This is a genomic window from Seonamhaeicola sp. ML3, assembly GCF_023273855.1.
Lineage (GTDB): Bacteria > Bacteroidota > Bacteroidia > Flavobacteriales > Flavobacteriaceae > Seonamhaeicola.
The window spans coordinates 3,161,749-3,179,148 of record NZ_CP096884.1 but is presented as its reverse complement, the minus strand read 5'-3'; the positions used below and the strand labels follow the sequence as shown (position 1 = coordinate 3,179,148).

General features: G+C 34.6%; 16 protein-coding genes and 1 other RNA gene. 9 read left to right on the top strand and 8 right to left on the bottom strand.

Features of this window, described 5'->3' with window-relative positions; all coding sequences use genetic code 11:
* Nucleotides 1-8: 8 nt before the first annotated feature.
* Entirely contained in the window at nucleotides 9-2,471 is a 2,463-nt protein-coding gene (locus tag M0214_RS13770) for a carboxypeptidase-like regulatory domain-containing protein (protein ID WP_248723139.1), read from the bottom strand.
* Between the two features lie 13 nt (nucleotides 2,472-2,484).
* Entirely contained in the window at nucleotides 2,485-4,134 is a 1,650-nt protein-coding gene (locus M0214_RS13765; RefSeq protein WP_371873508.1) for a M23 family metallopeptidase, read from the bottom strand.
* A gap of 214 nt (nucleotides 4,135-4,348) precedes the next feature.
* Between M0214_RS13765 and M0214_RS13760 the strand changes: the two genes are divergently transcribed.
* The 4 genes from M0214_RS13760 to rny all read left to right on the top strand — a co-directional run bounded on the left by M0214_RS13760 (nucleotide 4,349) and on the right by rny (nucleotide 6,745).
* Entirely contained in the window at nucleotides 4,349-4,639 is a 291-nt protein-coding gene (locus M0214_RS13760; RefSeq protein WP_248723137.1) for a hypothetical protein, read from the top strand.
* Nucleotides 4,640-4,654: 15 nt separating this feature from the next.
* Nucleotides 4,655-4,948, top strand: a complete 294-nt coding sequence (locus M0214_RS13755) for a cell division protein ZapA (RefSeq protein ID WP_248723136.1) — start codon at nucleotides 4,655-4,657, stop codon at nucleotides 4,946-4,948.
* Between the two features lie 54 nt (nucleotides 4,949-5,002).
* Nucleotides 5,003-5,111, top strand: a non-coding RNA gene (gene ssrS / locus M0214_RS13750) — 6S RNA.
* Between the two features lie 59 nt (nucleotides 5,112-5,170).
* Nucleotides 5,171-6,745, top strand: coding sequence for a ribonuclease Y (gene rny, locus M0214_RS13745; protein WP_248723135.1), 1,575 nt, complete (start codon nucleotides 5,171-5,173; stop codon nucleotides 6,743-6,745).
* A 62-nt stretch (nucleotides 6,746-6,807) separates the two neighbouring features.
* Here the strand turns inward: rny and xerD are convergent, their stop codons facing one another.
* Nucleotides 6,808-7,704, bottom strand: a complete 897-nt coding sequence (gene xerD, locus M0214_RS13740) for a site-specific tyrosine recombinase XerD (protein WP_248723134.1) — start codon at nucleotides 7,702-7,704, stop codon at nucleotides 6,808-6,810.
* A gap of 87 nt (nucleotides 7,705-7,791) precedes the next feature.
* Between xerD and aroQ the strand changes: the two genes are divergently transcribed.
* On the top strand, nucleotides 7,792-8,208 hold the full coding sequence (aroQ, locus tag M0214_RS13735) for a type II 3-dehydroquinate dehydratase (protein WP_248723133.1): 417 nt from the start codon (nucleotides 7,792-7,794) through the stop codon (nucleotides 8,206-8,208).
* Between the two features lie 154 nt (nucleotides 8,209-8,362).
* On the opposite strand, the gene lpdA is transcribed toward aroQ, so the two are convergent.
* Nucleotides 8,363-9,739 (bottom strand): dihydrolipoyl dehydrogenase, encoded by a 1,377-nt coding sequence (lpdA, locus tag M0214_RS13730; RefSeq protein WP_248723132.1) that lies wholly within the window; start codon nucleotides 9,737-9,739, stop codon nucleotides 8,363-8,365.
* 106 nt (nucleotides 9,740-9,845) lie between these two features.
* Between lpdA and M0214_RS13725 the strand changes: the two genes are divergently transcribed.
* A complete protein-coding gene (locus M0214_RS13725; protein WP_248723131.1) occupies nucleotides 9,846-11,129 on the top strand; it encodes an NAD(P)/FAD-dependent oxidoreductase in 1,284 nt (427 codons plus the stop codon).
* Between the two features lie 106 nt (nucleotides 11,130-11,235).
* On the top strand, nucleotides 11,236-12,177 hold the full coding sequence (locus M0214_RS13720) for a nuclear transport factor 2 family protein (RefSeq protein ID WP_248723130.1): 942 nt from the start codon (nucleotides 11,236-11,238) through the stop codon (nucleotides 12,175-12,177).
* 51 nt (nucleotides 12,178-12,228) lie between these two features.
* Here the strand turns inward: M0214_RS13720 and M0214_RS13715 are convergent, their stop codons facing one another.
* Both M0214_RS13715 and msrB read right to left on the bottom strand, forming a co-directional pair.
* Nucleotides 12,229-12,780, bottom strand: coding sequence for a DUF1572 family protein (locus tag M0214_RS13715; protein WP_248723129.1), 552 nt, complete (start codon nucleotides 12,778-12,780; stop codon nucleotides 12,229-12,231).
* 13 nt (nucleotides 12,781-12,793) lie between these two features.
* The gene (gene msrB, locus M0214_RS13710; RefSeq protein ID WP_248723128.1) at nucleotides 12,794-13,273 is read right to left on the bottom strand and encodes a peptide-methionine (R)-S-oxide reductase MsrB; all 480 of its coding nucleotides are present in this window, start codon (nucleotides 13,271-13,273) and stop codon (nucleotides 12,794-12,796) included.
* Nucleotides 13,274-13,425: 152 nt separating this feature from the next.
* On the opposite strand from msrB, the gene M0214_RS13705 reads away from it, so the two are divergent.
* Nucleotides 13,426-14,256, top strand: a complete 831-nt coding sequence (locus tag M0214_RS13705; protein ID WP_248723127.1) for a M48 family metallopeptidase — start codon at nucleotides 13,426-13,428, stop codon at nucleotides 14,254-14,256.
* Between the two features lie 61 nt (nucleotides 14,257-14,317).
* Nucleotides 14,318-15,703, top strand: a complete 1,386-nt coding sequence (locus M0214_RS13700; protein WP_248723126.1) for an MFS transporter — start codon at nucleotides 14,318-14,320, stop codon at nucleotides 15,701-15,703.
* 65 nt (nucleotides 15,704-15,768) lie between these two features.
* Here M0214_RS13700 and M0214_RS13695 read toward each other — a convergent pair whose 3' ends face one another.
* A complete protein-coding gene (locus tag M0214_RS13695) occupies nucleotides 15,769-16,851 on the bottom strand; it encodes a hypothetical protein (protein WP_248723125.1) in 1,083 nt (360 codons plus the stop codon).
* Complete coding sequence (locus M0214_RS13690; RefSeq protein WP_248723124.1) at nucleotides 16,829-17,395, bottom strand: hypothetical protein; 567 nt, start codon at nucleotides 17,393-17,395, stop codon at nucleotides 16,829-16,831. The genes M0214_RS13695 and M0214_RS13690 overlap by 23 nt, the downstream gene beginning before the upstream one ends.
* Nucleotides 17,396-17,400: the final 5 nt, after the last annotated feature.

The window sequence follows — 17,400 nt, the reverse complement described above, 5'->3', positions numbered from 1 at the left end:
TCTAATTATTAAAACCTCATTGTTGTTCGTACATTAAACACCCTTGGTGTTAAAAAATTAGGAATAGCAAATTGTCTTTTACTGGCAACATCTCGTACCCAAGTGTTGGTGATAGAGTTCTGAACATCAAAAATATTGAATATCTCAAGACCTAATGTAAGCTCTTTGAATGGTTTTTTCCAACCACGCTTAAACTGTCTATCGTCATCAACTAATACCAATTGAAGTCCAAAATCTGCACGTTTATAATCGGGTAATCTACTTTGAAAAACGTAAGGGTCTGCATAACTTGGTGAACCACCAGGAACTCCAGTGTTATAGACTAAATTTAAATACATTTTTAAATTGGGTACGTTAGGTACGTAATCCTGAAATAAAGCAGCAAACTTTAAACGTTGGTCTGTTGGTCTTGGTATAAACCCTCTATTGTTAATATTTTCCTCGGTTTTAAGGTACCCGAAACTAAACCAAGATTCGGTACCAGGAACAAACTCTCCGTTGAGTCGCATATCTAATCCGTAGGCAAAAGCCGTAGCACTATTATTGGCTCTGTATCTAATACGAACATTTTCGATGGTATAAGGGTTTACGTAAGACAAGTTCTTATAATAAACTTCGGAAGTGAGTTTAAACGGTCTATTCCACATCTTAAAACTATAGTCATTACCCAATACAATGTGAACAGATTGTTGTGCTTTTACATTTGGCCTAACAGTACCGGTGGCATCTCGCAGTTCTCTGTAGAACGGTGGCTGATAGTACAAACCAGCTGCAGCCCTAAACAACATATCCTTTTTCCATTTTGGTTTTATGGTGAATTGCCCCCTTGGGCTAAAAACAGTCTGATTGGAAGAACTAATGCCATCACCTTTTACAGACCAGTTGTGAACACGAACACCAGCATTATACCAGACTTCACTCTGGCCTAGAGTGGAACGTTTACTCCATTGTGCATAGGCCTGTAATCTATTTATTTGAGTGTTGTTTGTGGCTCTTACATTTTGAAAAGGTTCTATCGGTCCGCTATACGGAATATAAGGTTGCTCGTTTACCGGAGTTGTTCTTGGTGGTCTTATTGAAAATCCAGCAGAATCTATAACTTCCCATTCTACTAAGCGGTCTCTTATATCTTCGTTAGTATACTTAACAGACCACTCAATTCTATTATCATCAATTTTAAAATCTCCCTTGTGTTCTATGTTTGTTATTAAGGCATCTAAATCGTTTCTACCATGGTTGAGTTGGCTACCAATTCCTTCACTAAACTCTACCTCGCCAACATTTTCATCACCAATATTAGTATTTACTTGACCCAATCTGTACTGCGCCAAAATATCGAAATACTCTTCTTCTGAAGTGTAGTAAGTAGAAGCAATTAATTTCAGGGTTAAATCATCATTGGCAAAGTAGGTGCCTTTTAAAGCTCCAAAGTAAGTTTGATACTGGTCTTTTTCTTGCCCCTGATAAAACACTAATAGCGCAACAGGGTCGCTTAGGGTACCAAAGTTTGTCTGTCGGGTTTCCGGTTCAAAATTATATTTGTTCAAAGAGGCGTTTCCAAGAAAACTTAAGTGGAACTTGTTTGTGAATTTATAGGTAAGATAGGCTTGTAAGTCTGCAAAAATTGGATTGAAATTAGTTTCTGTTTCCCTAGCATTTACAAGTAAGCTATTGTCGCGATATCGAGCACCTATGATACTCGTAAATTTAGAATCTGCACTAATATTTTCATAAGAAACACTTGCTCCCAATAGGCTTAAATCTGCATTCACCTCAAATTGGTAGGGTGTTTTGTAAGTAATATCGAGAACAGAAGATAATTTATCCCCATATTTAGCTTGAAATCCTCCTGCTGAAAATTCTACATTCTGAACAAGATTGGTATTTACGAAACTTAGTCCCTCTTGCTGCCCCGAACGAATTAGAAATGGTCTGTAAACCTCAATATCGTTTACATAAACTAAATTTTCATCGAAATTACCACCTCTAACAGAATATTGGGTACTAAGTTCATTACTAATATTAACACCAGGAAGAGTGTTTAATAAGTTTTCTACACCTGGTTGTGCTCCGGGAATCTTTCTAATAACCTCTGGTTGAAGCGTAATGATTCCTTCAACTTCTTTTCTTCTTTTTGTATTAATTATTACTGTGGAGATTTGTTCAATTTCAGATTTCATTACTGGATTAAACTCTAATTCTTCACCGTTTTTTAAATTAAATACACTGGATACTTTTTTGAACGATATGTGTGTAAACTCTATTTTTACATCGCTGTTAGAAGGAATTTCCAAAACGTAGAAACCGTTACTGTTAGTTTGAGTCCCTAACTTATCTGCTGTAATATTTACACCTTCAATAGGTTGTATGTTTTCATTTAATATAACACCTCTTATGGTTGCTGTTTGTGATAAACAAGTGCTAATTATCGAGAAAAATAGCGTTAGAGAAAGTAGAAATTTAGGTTTCAAAGGCCGTTAGTGTTTATTTTCTGTAAAACAACGCTTCAAAAGTAGAATTATTTCCAACATTATCGGTAACAATTACTTTTAAAATGTTCTTGGTATCGGTTACGATGCCATCGTTAAAATCGAAGGTTATGGTATTATCTGTATAGTTGTTACGTTCCATCAGAATCCACTTCCCATTAATGGTAGCTCTATATTTTGAAACTCCAGATTCTTTATCGTCGATTTTTATTTTTAAGTAACGATACTTACTTAGCCATTGCCCATTTTTAAAGTTAACAGGTTTTATGGTTGGATTGATGGTATCCAATGCTAGGGCAAATGTTCCTAGTGTTTTAGTTCGGGCTTTTAACAAATCACCCTCTCGTTTTGTGGATGTGTAAGAAGGATACTTGTTATACCCTAGAAGGCGAGCAATGTAGAGACTACTTTTGTCTTTAGCATTGTATTTACTAATGTCGTAACTAATGTTAAAACTTTTTTTAGCTGCTTTTACATCTTTGTGTAAAGTAAGCGTATCATTACTAACCTCAAAATTGAGGTAAAAATCTTCATAGAAAGTATCTTTATAAAAATCTACAGTTACATTGTCTTTTTTAAGGTTTATGTCTTGGTTAACATTTATATAATATGGCGTTGTTTTTGGTTGTTTGGCTTTAGCAACGGCCTTTTTAGTTCCCTTTACGTTTAGGGTAACCCAAGTTTCATTGTCCTTAAAATCTGTGATTCTTATTTTATAAACTACATAGGCACTATCTTTTATAGAAACTACACCTTCATCTAATACAGATTTGTATATACTCAACGGATTATTTACGCGATATAACTTCTGTATACGCTGTTTTTTTTTAGCATAATGTTCATAATCGATTAGTTGATTAATATGTTTCGTTTCACTGAAAGCAAACCGCTTAAAGTCCAGTTCAAAGTTTTTATTCCCATTCACAAAAGATTGTATATTGTATACGCCATTTGAGTTTGAAGCTAAATTTTGTCTATCATTGGTTTCAATTCCAAAACCTATGTTCCCTATGGCTTTGATGCTTTCTACCACATAATTTCCTCCTTCAATGGGAATTAATCTTAGTTTTTGTTTCTCGTTGGAATTGTTTACGAAGGTATTGTTATCTAGCGGGTACGCATATAGCGATTTTACAAAAGGTTTTTTGGTGTCTGCTATGTCTATGCCAAAAAGCATAGGATTAACAGGGCGCTGTGCGTTGTCCCGAATTTCGAAGTGTAAGTGAGGGCCACCAGAACCTCCAGAATTACCGGAGTAAGCAATAAGTTGTCCTTTTTTTATGGGTAGAGTATCTGCACTTGGAAACAACTCTATTTCATAAGACTCTTTTTTGTATTGCTGTTGTTTTATATAGGCTTCAATTTCAGGTTCAAATTTTTGTAAATGCGCATAAACAGTAGTGTAACCGTTAGGATGGGTTACATAAATAGCTTTGCCGTAACCATAGTTGGAAATTTTAATTCTACTTACAAATCCATCAGCACAGGCTTTCACATTAAGGCCTACACGTTGTTGTGTTTTTAAGTCTATTCCAGAATGAAAATGATTAGATCGTAGCTCTGCAAAAGTTCCCGAAAGAATAAGAGGGATGTCTAAAGGGCTCCTAAAATAGTCTTGAGGATAATTATTTTGGGTATTCGACAAGAGTGGACAGAGGAAAAATAAAACCAGAAATAATCTCATAAGTAAGTGTTATGGCTAAAATATTAATTTGATATGAATATGCAAAGCATGAGACAAAAATCAAGCCATTGTTTTTAAAAAGGTGATATTGAGTGTGTTTTAAAATTTATCATAAAACAATTGTAATTTAGGGTTAGGTATGTTAACTTTGCTAGGTAAGTATTGGATTTGGTAAATGAGTAGTATTGAAGATATTGTAGATTCTCTAGAGAATAAAATTAGCAAAGTATTACACAAATTAGAGTTTTATAAACAAGCTAACTTAAATCTCAACAAAGAATTAAAAGCTTCAAAGGAAAAGATTCAAGACCAAAATCAGCAATTGAGACACTGGGAAGAAAAATATGAAGCGCTCAAAATAGCAAATTCCATACTTGGTAGTGACGATAATAAAAGAGAAACTAAGCTCAAAATAAACGCATTAATTAGAGAGATAGATTACTGTATAGCTCAGCTTTCAGATTAATGTTATTAAGGTTCAATGTCAGAAAAGCTTAAAATAAAGCTATCTATAGCCAATAGGGTTTATCCTTTAACTATAGAGGCAAGTCAAGAAGAAGGCTTACGTAAAGCTGCCAAGAACATTGACTATATGATAAAACAGTTTGAGCAAAGTTACTCTGTAAGAGATAAACAAGATGTGTTGGCTATGTGTGCCTTGCAGTTCGCTTCTCAAGTAGAACAAAAATCTATAGATAAAGCTAACGTAAACGAACACGTAGAAGTAAAACTCAAAGAATTAAATGAGATATTACACTCACACTTAAATTCTTAAGCGTTCTTTAAAATAATAAAAGTTACTGCCTACATTGGTTATTTTTTTTGATAAACTCAACGTTAATTCTTTAAAAAGGGTGAGTTTAAGTTGTAAAAGCAGGCCTCCTAGTTAGAGGATCCTTGATCAGCTTGTTAGCCCTAAACTTGTTTTTAAGGAGTTTATACAAAACTTTATACCGGTGTAGGCTTTTTTTATATTTATAAATCAACTAAATGAAAGATGGATAACCCAATTATATTAATTATTGGAGCGGCAGTTGTAGGCCTATTGATAGGTTTTGTCATTGCCAAATCACTCGAGAAGAGTAAGGCTTCTAAAATAATTAAAGAAGCAAAAAAGAATGCCTCTCTAGTTTTAAAAGAAGCTAAAAGTGAGGGAGAAACGATAAAAAAAGATAAGATTCTTCAGGCTAAGGAAAAGTTTATTGAACTTAAAGCCGAACATGAAAAAGTAATACTGTCTAGGGACAAAAAAATGGCCGAGGCTGAAAAGAGAACAAGAGATAAAGAATCTCAAGTCTCTAGTGAGCTTTCCAAAAACAAAAAGTTAAATCAGAGCCTAGATGATAAAATAAAAGATTACAATCATAGACTTGATGTTCTTGATAAAAAACAGGAAGAACTAGATAAACTTCATAAAAGTCAAGTACAACAGCTAGAGGTCATTTCTAGTTTATCTGCCGAAGAAGCTAAAGAACAGTTGGTGGAATCTTTAAAAGGGGAGGCCAAAAATGATGCCATGGCATTTATACAAAGTTCTCTTGAAGAAGCTAAACTTACTGCAGAGCAAGAGGCTAAAAAAGTCATTATAAACACCATTCAGCGTATTGGGACCGAAGAAGCAGTAGACAATTGTGTTTCTGTATTTAACATTGAATCTGATGATGTTAAAGGACGTATTATTGGGCGTGAAGGTAGAAATATTCGTGCTATAGAAGCTGCAACAGGAGTTGAGATTATTGTAGATGATACTCCTGAAGCTATCATTCTGTCTTGTTTCGATTCTGTAAGAAGGGAAATTGCCCGTTTATCTTTACATAAATTAGTAACTGATGGAAGGATTCATCCTGCGCGCATTGAAGAAGTTGTAAAGAAGACCAAAAAGCAAATAGACCAAGAAATTATAGAAGTAGGTAAACGTACAGTTATAGATTTGGGTATTCACAACTTGAATCCTGAGTTGATTAAAATGGTAGGCCGAATGAAATACCGTTCTTCTTACGGACAGAATTTGTTACAGCATTCTCGTGAAGTCGCTAAACTTTGTGGGGTTATGGCAGCAGAATTAGGGCTAAACCCAAAACTTGCCAAGAGAGCTGGTTTATTACACGATATCGGAAAAGTACCAGATGCAGAGGTAGACATGGAAACACCACATGCTATTTTAGGTATGCAATGGGCAGAAAAGTATGGTGAGAAACGCGATGTTTGTAATGCCATTGGAGCTCACCATGATGAAATTGAAATGAAATCATTACTAGCACCAATTATTCAGGTTTGTGATGCTATATCTGGAGCTCGTCCTGGTGCACGTCGCCAAGTACTCGACAGTTATATTCAACGTTTAAAAGACCTAGAAGATATCGCTTTTGGTTTTACAGGTGTAAAGAAAGCTTATGCGATTCAGGCGGGTAGAGAGTTACGTGTTATTGTTGAAAGTGAAAAAGTAAACGATGATAAAGCAGCTGATTTGTCATTCAATATTTCACAAAAAATACAAACAGACATGACATATCCTGGTCAGGTTAAAGTTACAGTTATACGAGAAACCAGAGCGGTTAATATCGCTAAATAATACTTAGTTATTTCTGCATAAGCAGGAATCTATAATTTAAGCCCAGTACGTTCTGGGCTTTTTTATTTTCTAGGGTGATATTTTTCTACAACTCTAGCTAAATGGGTTTGGTCCACATGCACATATATTTCGGTAGTGGTAATACTTTCATGGCCTAACATGAGCTGTATAGAACGCAAATCTGCGTTGTTTTGAAGTAGGTGTGTAGCGAAAGAGTGTCTAAAAGTATGTGGGGAAATTTTCTTTTTAAGACCTATTTTTTCAACAAGTTGCTTTACAATTGTAAAGACCATAACCCTTGTAAGCTGTTTACCCCGTCTGTTTAAAAAAAGCGTATCCTCAAAACCAGGTTTAACTCCAATATGTACCCTAATTTCATTAAGGTAAATATTAATATATTTTTTTGTGGTATCAACAATAGGCACAAAACGTTCTTTATCTCCCTTTCCTGTAACTTTTATAAAACCTTCATCAAAAAATAAATCGGATATTTTAAGATTAATAAGTTCACTAACTCTAAGTCCGCAACCGTAAAGAGTTTCTAGCATAGCTCTATTTCGTTCGCCCTCGGGTTTACTCAAGTCTATAGCATTGATTATGGAGTCTATTTCTTCTTCAGATAAGGTGTCTGGTAATTTTCTTCCTATTTTGGGAGATTCGATGAGTTCAAGTGGGTTTTCTTTTCGGTAATCCTCGAATATTAAATAATCAAAAAAACTTCTTAGCCCAGAAATAATTCTTGCTTGAGACCGCTCATTAACATTTTTAGCAATTTCGTAGATAAATTGTTTAATAATGTCTGCTGAAATTGAAATAGGAGTGCTGTCAATATCATTTGTATCTAGATAATGGACCAATTTCCTAACATCTCTTGAGTAGTTATCAATAGAGTTTATGGATAACCCTCGTTCTATCTTAAGGAATAGTTTATAGTCTTTTATGGCATGTTCCCATTTCATAATAAGTAAAGGTAGTAACTATTTATTTTATAAAGTTAGCATAACGGCTTCCTTTTTTTATGCCCAAAATTTAGATATATTTATCACATGAAAAAAATAGCCATCATTAACGGACCTAATTTAAATTTATTGGGAAAACGAGAGCCAAATATTTATGGTAGTTTAACGTTTACTGAATTTTTAGACGAGATAAAGGAAAAGTATGCTGAGGTGACTTTTGATTATTTTCAGTCCAATATAGAAGGGGAACTTATAGATAAACTTCATGAAGTTGGTTTTAATTTTGATGGGATTATTTTAAATGCAGGTGCATACACACATACTTCTATTGGTATAGGTGATGCCATTAAAGGAATTGAAACACCCGTTGTTGAAGTCCATATTTCTAACACTTTTGGAAGGGAAGAGTTTAGACATCAATCTTACATTTCTCCTAATGCAAAAGGTGTTATTCTTGGTTTTGGATTACAGAGTTATGAATTGGCCTTGGAAAGCTTTTTGTAAGCCCCCACCTGGCCTCCCCAAAGGGGAGGTATTCCACTCATATATTCAAAAAAAACAAAAACGGTTTATAAAAAATTTATAAACCGTTTTTGTTTTTAAATATTTTGTTTACCCAAGAGTAAGTGTGCCTCCCCTTTGGGGAGGTTAGGAGGGGCTATATATGGATGCACTCGTCATAGGCATCTGCCACAGCTTCCATAACTGCTTCACTCATTGTTGGGTGAGGGTGAACAGCTTTTAAAACATCGTGTCCTGTAGTTTCTAGTTTTCTGGCCACTACAGCTTCAGCAATCATATCGGTAACACCAGCACCAATCATATGGCATCCTAACCACTCGCCATATTTGGCATCAAATATTACTTTTACAAAACCATCTTTATTCCCTCCAGCACTAGCTTTACCAGATGCCGAGAATGGGAATTTTCCAACTTTAATATCTAAGCCTTTATCTTTCGCTTGTTGTTCGGTTAAACCGACCGATGCAATTTCAGGTGAGCAGTAGGTACATCCTGGGATGTTTCCATAATCGATAGGTTCAACATGCATGCCTGCAATTTTCTCTACACATAAAATACCTTCTGCAGAAGCAACGTGAGCTAATGCCTGACCTGGAGTTACATCACCAATGGCATAATATCCTGGAATGTTGGTTTGATAAAAATCATTGACTAAAATTTTATCTCTATCGACTACAATACCAACATCTTCTAAACCGATATTTTCAATGTTTGTTTTTATCCCAACTGCAGATAAAACAACATCAGCTTCAAGTATTTCTTCGCCTTTTTTAGTTTTAACTGTAGCTTTAACCCCTTTACCTGAAGTATCAACATTTGTTACCTCGGCAGATGTCATGATTTTAACACCGTTCTTTTTAAATGAGCGTTCTAATTGTTTAGATACATCGGCGTCTTCAACTGGAACAATATTTGGTAAATATTCAACGATAGTAACTTCGGTACCTATAGAGTTGTAGAAATAAGCAAATTCAACACCTATTGCACCAGAACCAACTACAATCATTTTCTTAGGTTGCTTTTCTAAACTCATAGCTTCTCTATAACCAATAACCTTTTTACCGTCTTGTGGTAAACTTGGTAGTTCGCGAGAACGAGCTCCAGTAGCAATAATGATGTGGTCTGCGCTGTATACAGTTCCATCTACATCAATTTTTTTGCCTGGTTTAAGAGTACCGTAACCACTAATAACATCAATTTTGTTCTTTTTCATCAAGAACTCAATACCCTTACTCATACCATTAGCAACACCACGACTACGTTTTACAACAGCATCAAAATCGTGTTCTGCATCTTTAACTTTTAAACCGTAATCTTCTGCATGTTTCAGATATTCAAATACTTGTGCTGATTTTAATAGTGCCTTTGTTGGAATACAACCCCAATTTAAACAAACACCGCCTAAACTTTCTTTCTCAACAATGGCAGTTTTAAAACCTAATTGAGAGGCTCTTATTGCCGTAACATAACCACCTGGACCGCTTCCAAGTACTATAATATCGTATTTACTCATGTGCTAAAATTTAAGCAGCAAATTTACAAAATCGAAATCGAATAAAGAATTAAGAACACTATAAAATTTGTGCGATTTATTACCTTTGTAATGCAAGCATAATTATATGAATATTCCAAGAACAAGTTTCCCTAGAATTGTGATTATTGGCGGCGGTTTTGCTGGGGTAGCTTTAGCCAAAAAACTTTCAAAGCAAGAGGTGCAGGTGGTATTGCTGGATAAGCACAATTATCATACGTTTCAGCCTTTATTATATCAAGTGTCTACAGGGGGATTGGAGCCAGATTCTATTGCTTACCCTATTAGGAAGATTTTAAAAGATTTTCCTAATTTCTATTTCAGATTGGCTAATGTTGAGTCCATAGATACCAATAAAAATAAACTCAAGACCAATATAGGAACTCTAAAGTTCGATTATTTAGTAATAGCCTCTGGTTCAAGCACTAATTATTTCGGGAATTCTGAAATCGAAAAGTACAGTATGGCTATGAAAACCATACCACAATCTCTTAATTTACGAAGCTTAATTCTTGAAAATTTTGAAGATGCCCTATTAACTTCAGATTTAAATGAACGAAACGCTCTGATGAATTTTGTAATTGTGGGAGGAGGGCCTACTGGTGTTGAGTTAGCAGGCGCATTAGCTGAAATAAAAAAGGGTATTTTGCCTAAGGATTACCCTGACTTAGATACGCGTTTGGCACAGATTCATATCATACAAGCTGGAGATTGTATTTTGAAGGGTATGAGTGCAAAGGCTTCAGAAAAAGCAGAGGATTTTCTGGAAAAACTAGGGGTTAATATTTGGAAAAATGTTAGGGTTACCAATTATAATGGAAGAACAGTTACAACTAACACAGATTTAACTTTTGAAACTGCAACTTTAGTTTGGGCTGCTGGTGTTAAAGGCGCTACTATTAAAGGGGTAGATGGCGAAGATTATGTTACTAGAGGCAACAGGATAGTAGTAAATCAATATAGTCAAGTAAAAGGTTTTGAACATATTTTTGCTATTGGTGATATTGCCTGTATGAGAACAGATGAATGTCCTGATGGTTTGCCCATGATGGCACAACCTGCTATTCAGCAAGGGGAACAACTTGGAAATAATCTATTGAATTTAATAGAAAATAAACCGCTTAAACCTTTTTCATATAAAGATAAAGGGGCCATGGCAACAATTGGAAGAAATAAAGCAGTTGTAGATTTAAAAAACTGGAAATTCCAAGGTGTATTTGCTTGGTACGTGTGGATGTTTGTTCATTTATTCTTTCTAATTGGGTTTAGAAACCGAATGGTGGTGTTTGTTAATTGGGTCTACAATTATGTGCGTTTTGATAGGGAAGCACGATTAATTATTCGGCCCTTTAAGAAAAGAAATACGATGTAATTTTATTTATAATATTGATTTTTAATCATTTATATTGATTCGAATTGCCTATTGTCAGTTATTTTGAGTAAATTGAAGGAATATAACTAACCAAAATTTATTCAAAATGAAAAATTCGATTATCATGGGTATGATACTATTGTTTAGTATCTCCCATTCCCAAACCAAAAAGAACGGTACTATTTATTTAGAACACCCTGCGATTGAAACGGCAGAAAAAGCTCAACAAGCCTTTATAAAAGGAGACACAACAACCCTTAAAAGTTTGTTGGCCGACAATTTTAAGGCCTTTAATGGAATGAACTCTAATCCTGATGCCAAAGGAACCGACAAAGCAACCACTTTACGACAATCCATTTTTTGGGTAAACAATGCTTCTTATTTAAGTTTAGAACGTTTTAGAGGGGCTTACCCAGACGCATTACACTATAAGAAAGATAATAAAGACGATAAGGTTTGGGTACAAACTTGGGATCAATTAAAAGGTGTACACAATAAAACGGGGGTAAAGTTAAATATGCCGCTACACAGGTTATTTGTTGTAAACAAAGACAATAAAATAGAAACCATGATTACTTATGATGATGGTACCGTGTTCGACGAATTAAGATCGGGCTTTGCAGAAAGAACCAACGGAACGCTTTATAATCAACACGAATACATCAACAAAGTTAGAATCATGATGGCTGCTTTTGAAAACATGGATTTAGAAAAAGCCTACAGTTTTTTTGATGAAAAAGCCTCTTTTAGAAGTTTGGAAATGCCAGTTGGTGAACGGGCAACATTAGATGAAATTAAAGAGCGAAATAAAGGCTTTCTGGAAAATTTTGAAATTGAAAGTATTGATGTGGTAGGCTATCCAGATTTACTACATTACGAAATAGGTGATGGCATGACCGTACAATCCTGGTGGAATTTCAGACTGATTAGAAAGTCTGATAAGAAAAAGATTGTAATGCCTGCCATGTACACTCATGATTTTAATGATGATGGAATGATTATTAGATCTATCGGCTACTTTAGTACTAAAGTTCTCGATGCAAAATAAAATTTAAAGGCTGTTACTCTCAAAAAAACCTCCTGATTAAAGGAGGTTTTTTTATAGGTCATCTGTAAAATGTTTCTTTGATTTCTCTTTTGCAAATTTTTCCTGATTATAGCTTTTTGATTTTCCTTTTGGTATGGAAAGTGATTGCCAATGATTTCCTTTAATCAATTTGCCTAAAAATACAATCTGCCCTATATGATAGGAATAGTGTGCTAATTGCCTATTAATGGCCTCAGTTACGGTATGTCCTTGATTTCTAATGTAAACGATCCTTTCTAAGTCATTTTTGGTTATGCTATCAAGTGCGTCGAACAGGCAGTGCCAGCCTTTGTCCCAATGTTCAATTAATTCATTTTTTGAGGCATAGTCAGCTTCAAATTCAGAATCTCGATTCCTCCAAGTTTTCTCTCCGTCTTCAGTTAAAAAGTTAGTCCATCGGCTTAGCATGTTGCCAGCTAAATGTTTAACTATAATTGCAATAGAATTAGAATCTGTACTGAATTCTTTTCTCAGTTCTTCTAAGCTAAGTTGTTCTATGGTTTTGTCTCCTAGACTCTTGTAATAGTTGAATTGTTTTTTAATACTAGATAAATAGCTTTCCATTTAATAAAAACAACTATTTATTAGGTATAAACTTTAACGATACGCCGTTAATGCAATGTCGCTTTCCTGTAGTCTTTCTAGGGCCATCATTAAAAACATGTCCAAGATGTCCGCCGCAAGTAGCACAATGTTCTTCGGTCCTTGCATAGCCTATTTTATAGTCGGTAGTATAGGCTACATTACCTTCAATTTCTCTATCGAAACTTGGCCACCCTGTACCAGAGTCAAATTTATGTTCACTTTTAAAAAGTGGGGTTTCACAGGCTTTACAAACGTAGACACCATCTTTATAGTTTTTGTTTAGGGCACTGGAAAACGGACGTTCAGTGCCCGCTTCTCTCAAAACGTAAAATTCCATGTCAGATAGTTGCTCTTTCCACTCAGCTTCAGTTTTATTAATTTCAAATACTTCCTTCTTGGTCTCTTTATCCTGTGCGGAAGATTTACAATTAAACAATAGCGTACAGATAATAATGACAATTATATTTTTCATCTTTGTGTTTCTTTTTTAAGTCGGAAGAATTATTTATTCATAACGAATTAATTGAGTTATTGATTAATTTTATTGTGACTATTTTAAATTTTAAGTGTCTAAGAGATATGAAAATACAATTTTGTATTTTTATGTAAAATAAACTTACTAAAATGAAATTAAGAAATATATCAATACTGATTGGAGTAGTGGCTTTGTGTGTAGCTTGTGCTATGAATCCTTTTACGGGAAAAAAAACTATAGCATTAGTTCCTAATTCGCAATTGTTTCCCATGGCTTTTGCGCAATATGACCAATTTTTAACAGATAATAATGTTGTTACAGGTTCTAGAGATGCAGAAATGATCAAACGAGTAGGTCAGCGTATAGCAGTAGCAGCAGAAAGATGGCTTAATGCCAATGGTCATCCGGGATATTTAAAAGATTACAAATGGGAGTACAATTTGGTAAATGACAATACGGTTAATGCATGGTGTATGCCTGGAGGAAAAATAGTTTTTTACACTGGTATTTTACCAGTTGCAGAAAATGAAACTGCTATTGCAGCCATTATGGGGCATGAAGTAGCTCATGCTTTAGCTAATCATGGTCAACAACGTATGAGTGCTGGTATGCTTCAACAAATTGGAGCTGTTGCAGGTAATATAGCCATACAGGATGAACAAAAGCGTAATATGTTTAATCAAGCCTATGGAATAGGAAGTCAATTGGGTGTAATGTTACCTTTTAGTAGAAGTCATGAAACAGAATCTGATAAGATTGGTATTATATTAATGGCTATTGCAGGTTATAACCCAGACGAAGCAGCCGAACTATGGAAGCGTATGAAAGCTAAAAGTGGGGGACAGGCACCACCAGAATTTCTAAGTACACATCCTTCAAACGACACTAGAATAGCTAACTTAACTGCATTAGCTCCTAAGGCTAAAGAAGAAGCTAAAAAGTATGGTGTAAGTTCTTTTAAACCACTGGGGAAATATTGATTCTTATAAAAAATATTTGATTAATTTAGGAGCTGCTCAAAAAAAGAGCAGCTTTTTTATTATGAAAGTATTAGAAAAAGGTAGTAAAAAACTACTCAATGCTTGGGCCTTTTACGACTGGGCAAATTCTGTGTATAGCTTGGTCATAGCTTCGGCTGTGTTCCCTATTTTTTATGGCGCTATATTCAGAAAAGCCGGAATAGAAAAAATAATAGTATTTGGAGGCGAAATCGAGCGTGCGCCTTTAATTAGTTACACGACCTCTTTGGCTTTTGTATTTATTGCTTTGGTTACGCCTTTAGTTTCAGGGGTAGCAGACTATATAGGTAATAAACGCATCTTCATGAAGTTTTTCTGTTATTTGGGTGGGTTTTCCTGTATTGGTTTATACTGGTTTTCTCTGGATAATATATACTTTAGTTTGTTATGCTATTTTTTTGGTTTAGTAGGGTTTTGGGTAAGTTTTGCCATTAATAATTCGTATTTACCAGATGTGGCTTTCGAGCATCAACAAGATGAAATAAGTGCTAAAGGATTTTCGATGGGCTACATAGGTAGTGTAATCTTGTTGGTTATTAATCTGGCTATGGTCATGTTTCCAGATATTTTTGGTTTTGATACCAGCATTCCAGAAAGTATCACAGAAACAGGAAATGAGACTTTAATTAAAGAAGCTACCGAGAAAGCTAAAGGGAGCGCTTCTATAGAAGCCATGAAAGCCTCGTTTGTCACTGTAGGTACATGGTGGATGCTCTTTAGTCAATATACTTTTTTCCATTTACCTAAAGGCAATAAAAAAGAAAATACGGATAGTAAAAATATCATCTTTAATGGTTTTCAAGAGCTTAAACAAGTATGGCATCAACTATTAAATCAACCTAAGTTAAAGCGTTACTTAGTAGCGTTTTTTGTTTATAGTATGGCTGTACAAACGGTTATGCTCATTGCTACTTATTTTGGCGAAGAAGAAATAGATTGGGGATCTGATGATGAACGGACAATAGGTTTAATAGTGAGTATATTGGTTATTCAGTTAGTCGCTGTTTTAGGGGCTTATGCTACCGCAAGAGCTTCTAAAGCCTTTGGTAACATCAAAACTTTAATTGTAATTAACATGTTGTGGGTTTGTATTTGTGTTTTTGCCTACTTTTTAATTACGCCAACAGATTTTTATATTGCTGCAGGTTTTGTTGGTATAGTAATGGGTGGCATTCAAGCGCTTTCGAGGTCTACGTATTCGAAATTTTTACCCGAAACAACAGATACCACTTCCTTCTTTAGTTTTTATGATGTTGCTGAGAAAATTGGTATTGTGATAGGGACGTTTTTATATGGTTTTGTTGCTCAGATAACTGGAAGCATGCGAAATGCGATTTTATTTTTAATACTCTTTTTTATGTCTGGAGTTTTCTTGCTTTACAGAGTTCTTAAAACAGAGAAACCATAAAAAAAGTCACTATTTAAGCGACTTTTCTCTCTATGGTTCTTGATGTTCGTTTTTTGATTGATGAATTAATTTTTGTTTAAGGAAACATTTCCATAGTCTGAATTGATTTTGATTAGGTTTCCAGAAGACGGTTTTCCATGGTAGCCTGTGTAGTGTTTTGATGTGGATTCAATATTCTTAGAAAGAAACTCCAAATCACTACTATTTAATGATGCATAATCTAGATTGATATCGAAGTTGAAATTATAGTTTGGCGCGTATCCTAGCTTTATGCCAACATAGTCTCCGCCGATAGAAACATTTTTGGTGTTCTCATTTATTTGAGCAATTTTAACTACGCCATAGTCGGCTTTTAAGTATAAATTTTGATATAGGTCTCCAATTACTAATGTTAAGTAATCCCCATTGCCATTAAGTGTATTGACTTTGTCAATTTTTAAGCTGCCATAATCACAATTGTAATCTACATTTTCAGCAAATTCTATTTTAGAATTGGAGTAATCTGCGTTAATGGAGATGGTATTTGTTTTCGAAATAGTGAAACCACTGTAATCGGCATTTATTTTACCATTTTTTATATACTCAAAATAACAGTTTTGTGAATAGTCGAAGTTGAAACTGTTTTCATCGCCCAAAAGCTCTTTTGCAGTTACCTTACCATAATCACAGCTTATCTTCGCATTTCCTTTAAGTTTATCCAGATTGATGCTACCATAATCATTATTTAAATCAACATTATTGGTTATGGGTATTTTTACTAAATAGTGGACATTAATACTGACTTTGTTTTTCTTGTTCCAGTTCCACCAAGAATTCGATTTGCTGTTGTTGAACTTGGTTCTGGCGGAAACAAGGCTAGGGGAGGTATCAAACTCCACGGTGATGCCGTTTAGCTTTTCTTGTACGTTTTCTTCATCATTACCAGAAGTTGTTATTGTAATTTCAAAAGCAATAGTATTCTCTTTCCAAGTAACAACATCTAAATTGCCATAGTTGCTGTTTATTTTAAGAGTGGCATTGTCATTAACATTAAATTCTTTGTTAATGGTTTTTTTCTTCGTGTATTTACCTTCTCCACCAGAGGCCAAAGCAAACATTGGGAGCATAATTAACACCAGAAGTGCCTTAAATGGTATTTTTAGTTTCATGTGATTGATTTTTAAATTCTTTAATGATATTTACTTGTTCAAGTGTGTTTTTAAGGACGTCTATTCTATTTTGAAAGTTGGAAATCATTGCATAAATGACACGATTGTCATCACCGCTTTCTATTAAATCTGTTTTTAGAGATTCATATTCGTTCTCCAGAACTTCAATTCGTTTCATAGCGTCTTGAATTAATTTTTTAGTTTCTGGAGACTGTTCATCCTTTAGCTTATCTAATTCTTCGTTAATAGATACTAAGAAAAAGTCTTGTGTTTCAGCCATTTTAGGGGATACGCTAGCTAAATCTCTTTCGTTTTCAGCTTTAAGGTTTACCGTAAATGTTACCAATAGCAGTATTGAAGCGGCTATGCTTAAGAAAGGTTTCCAGAAAGACCGTTGTTTTTTGATTTCCCTTTTTAGCGTAATGCTACTTTGTTTATTATTTAATTTATCCAAAAACCGTTCTGTATGATTTGTGCTAGGTTGCTCAATATCAAACTCGTTTTCAAGTCTTTTAAATAATGTATCTATATTATCTTTACTCATGACAT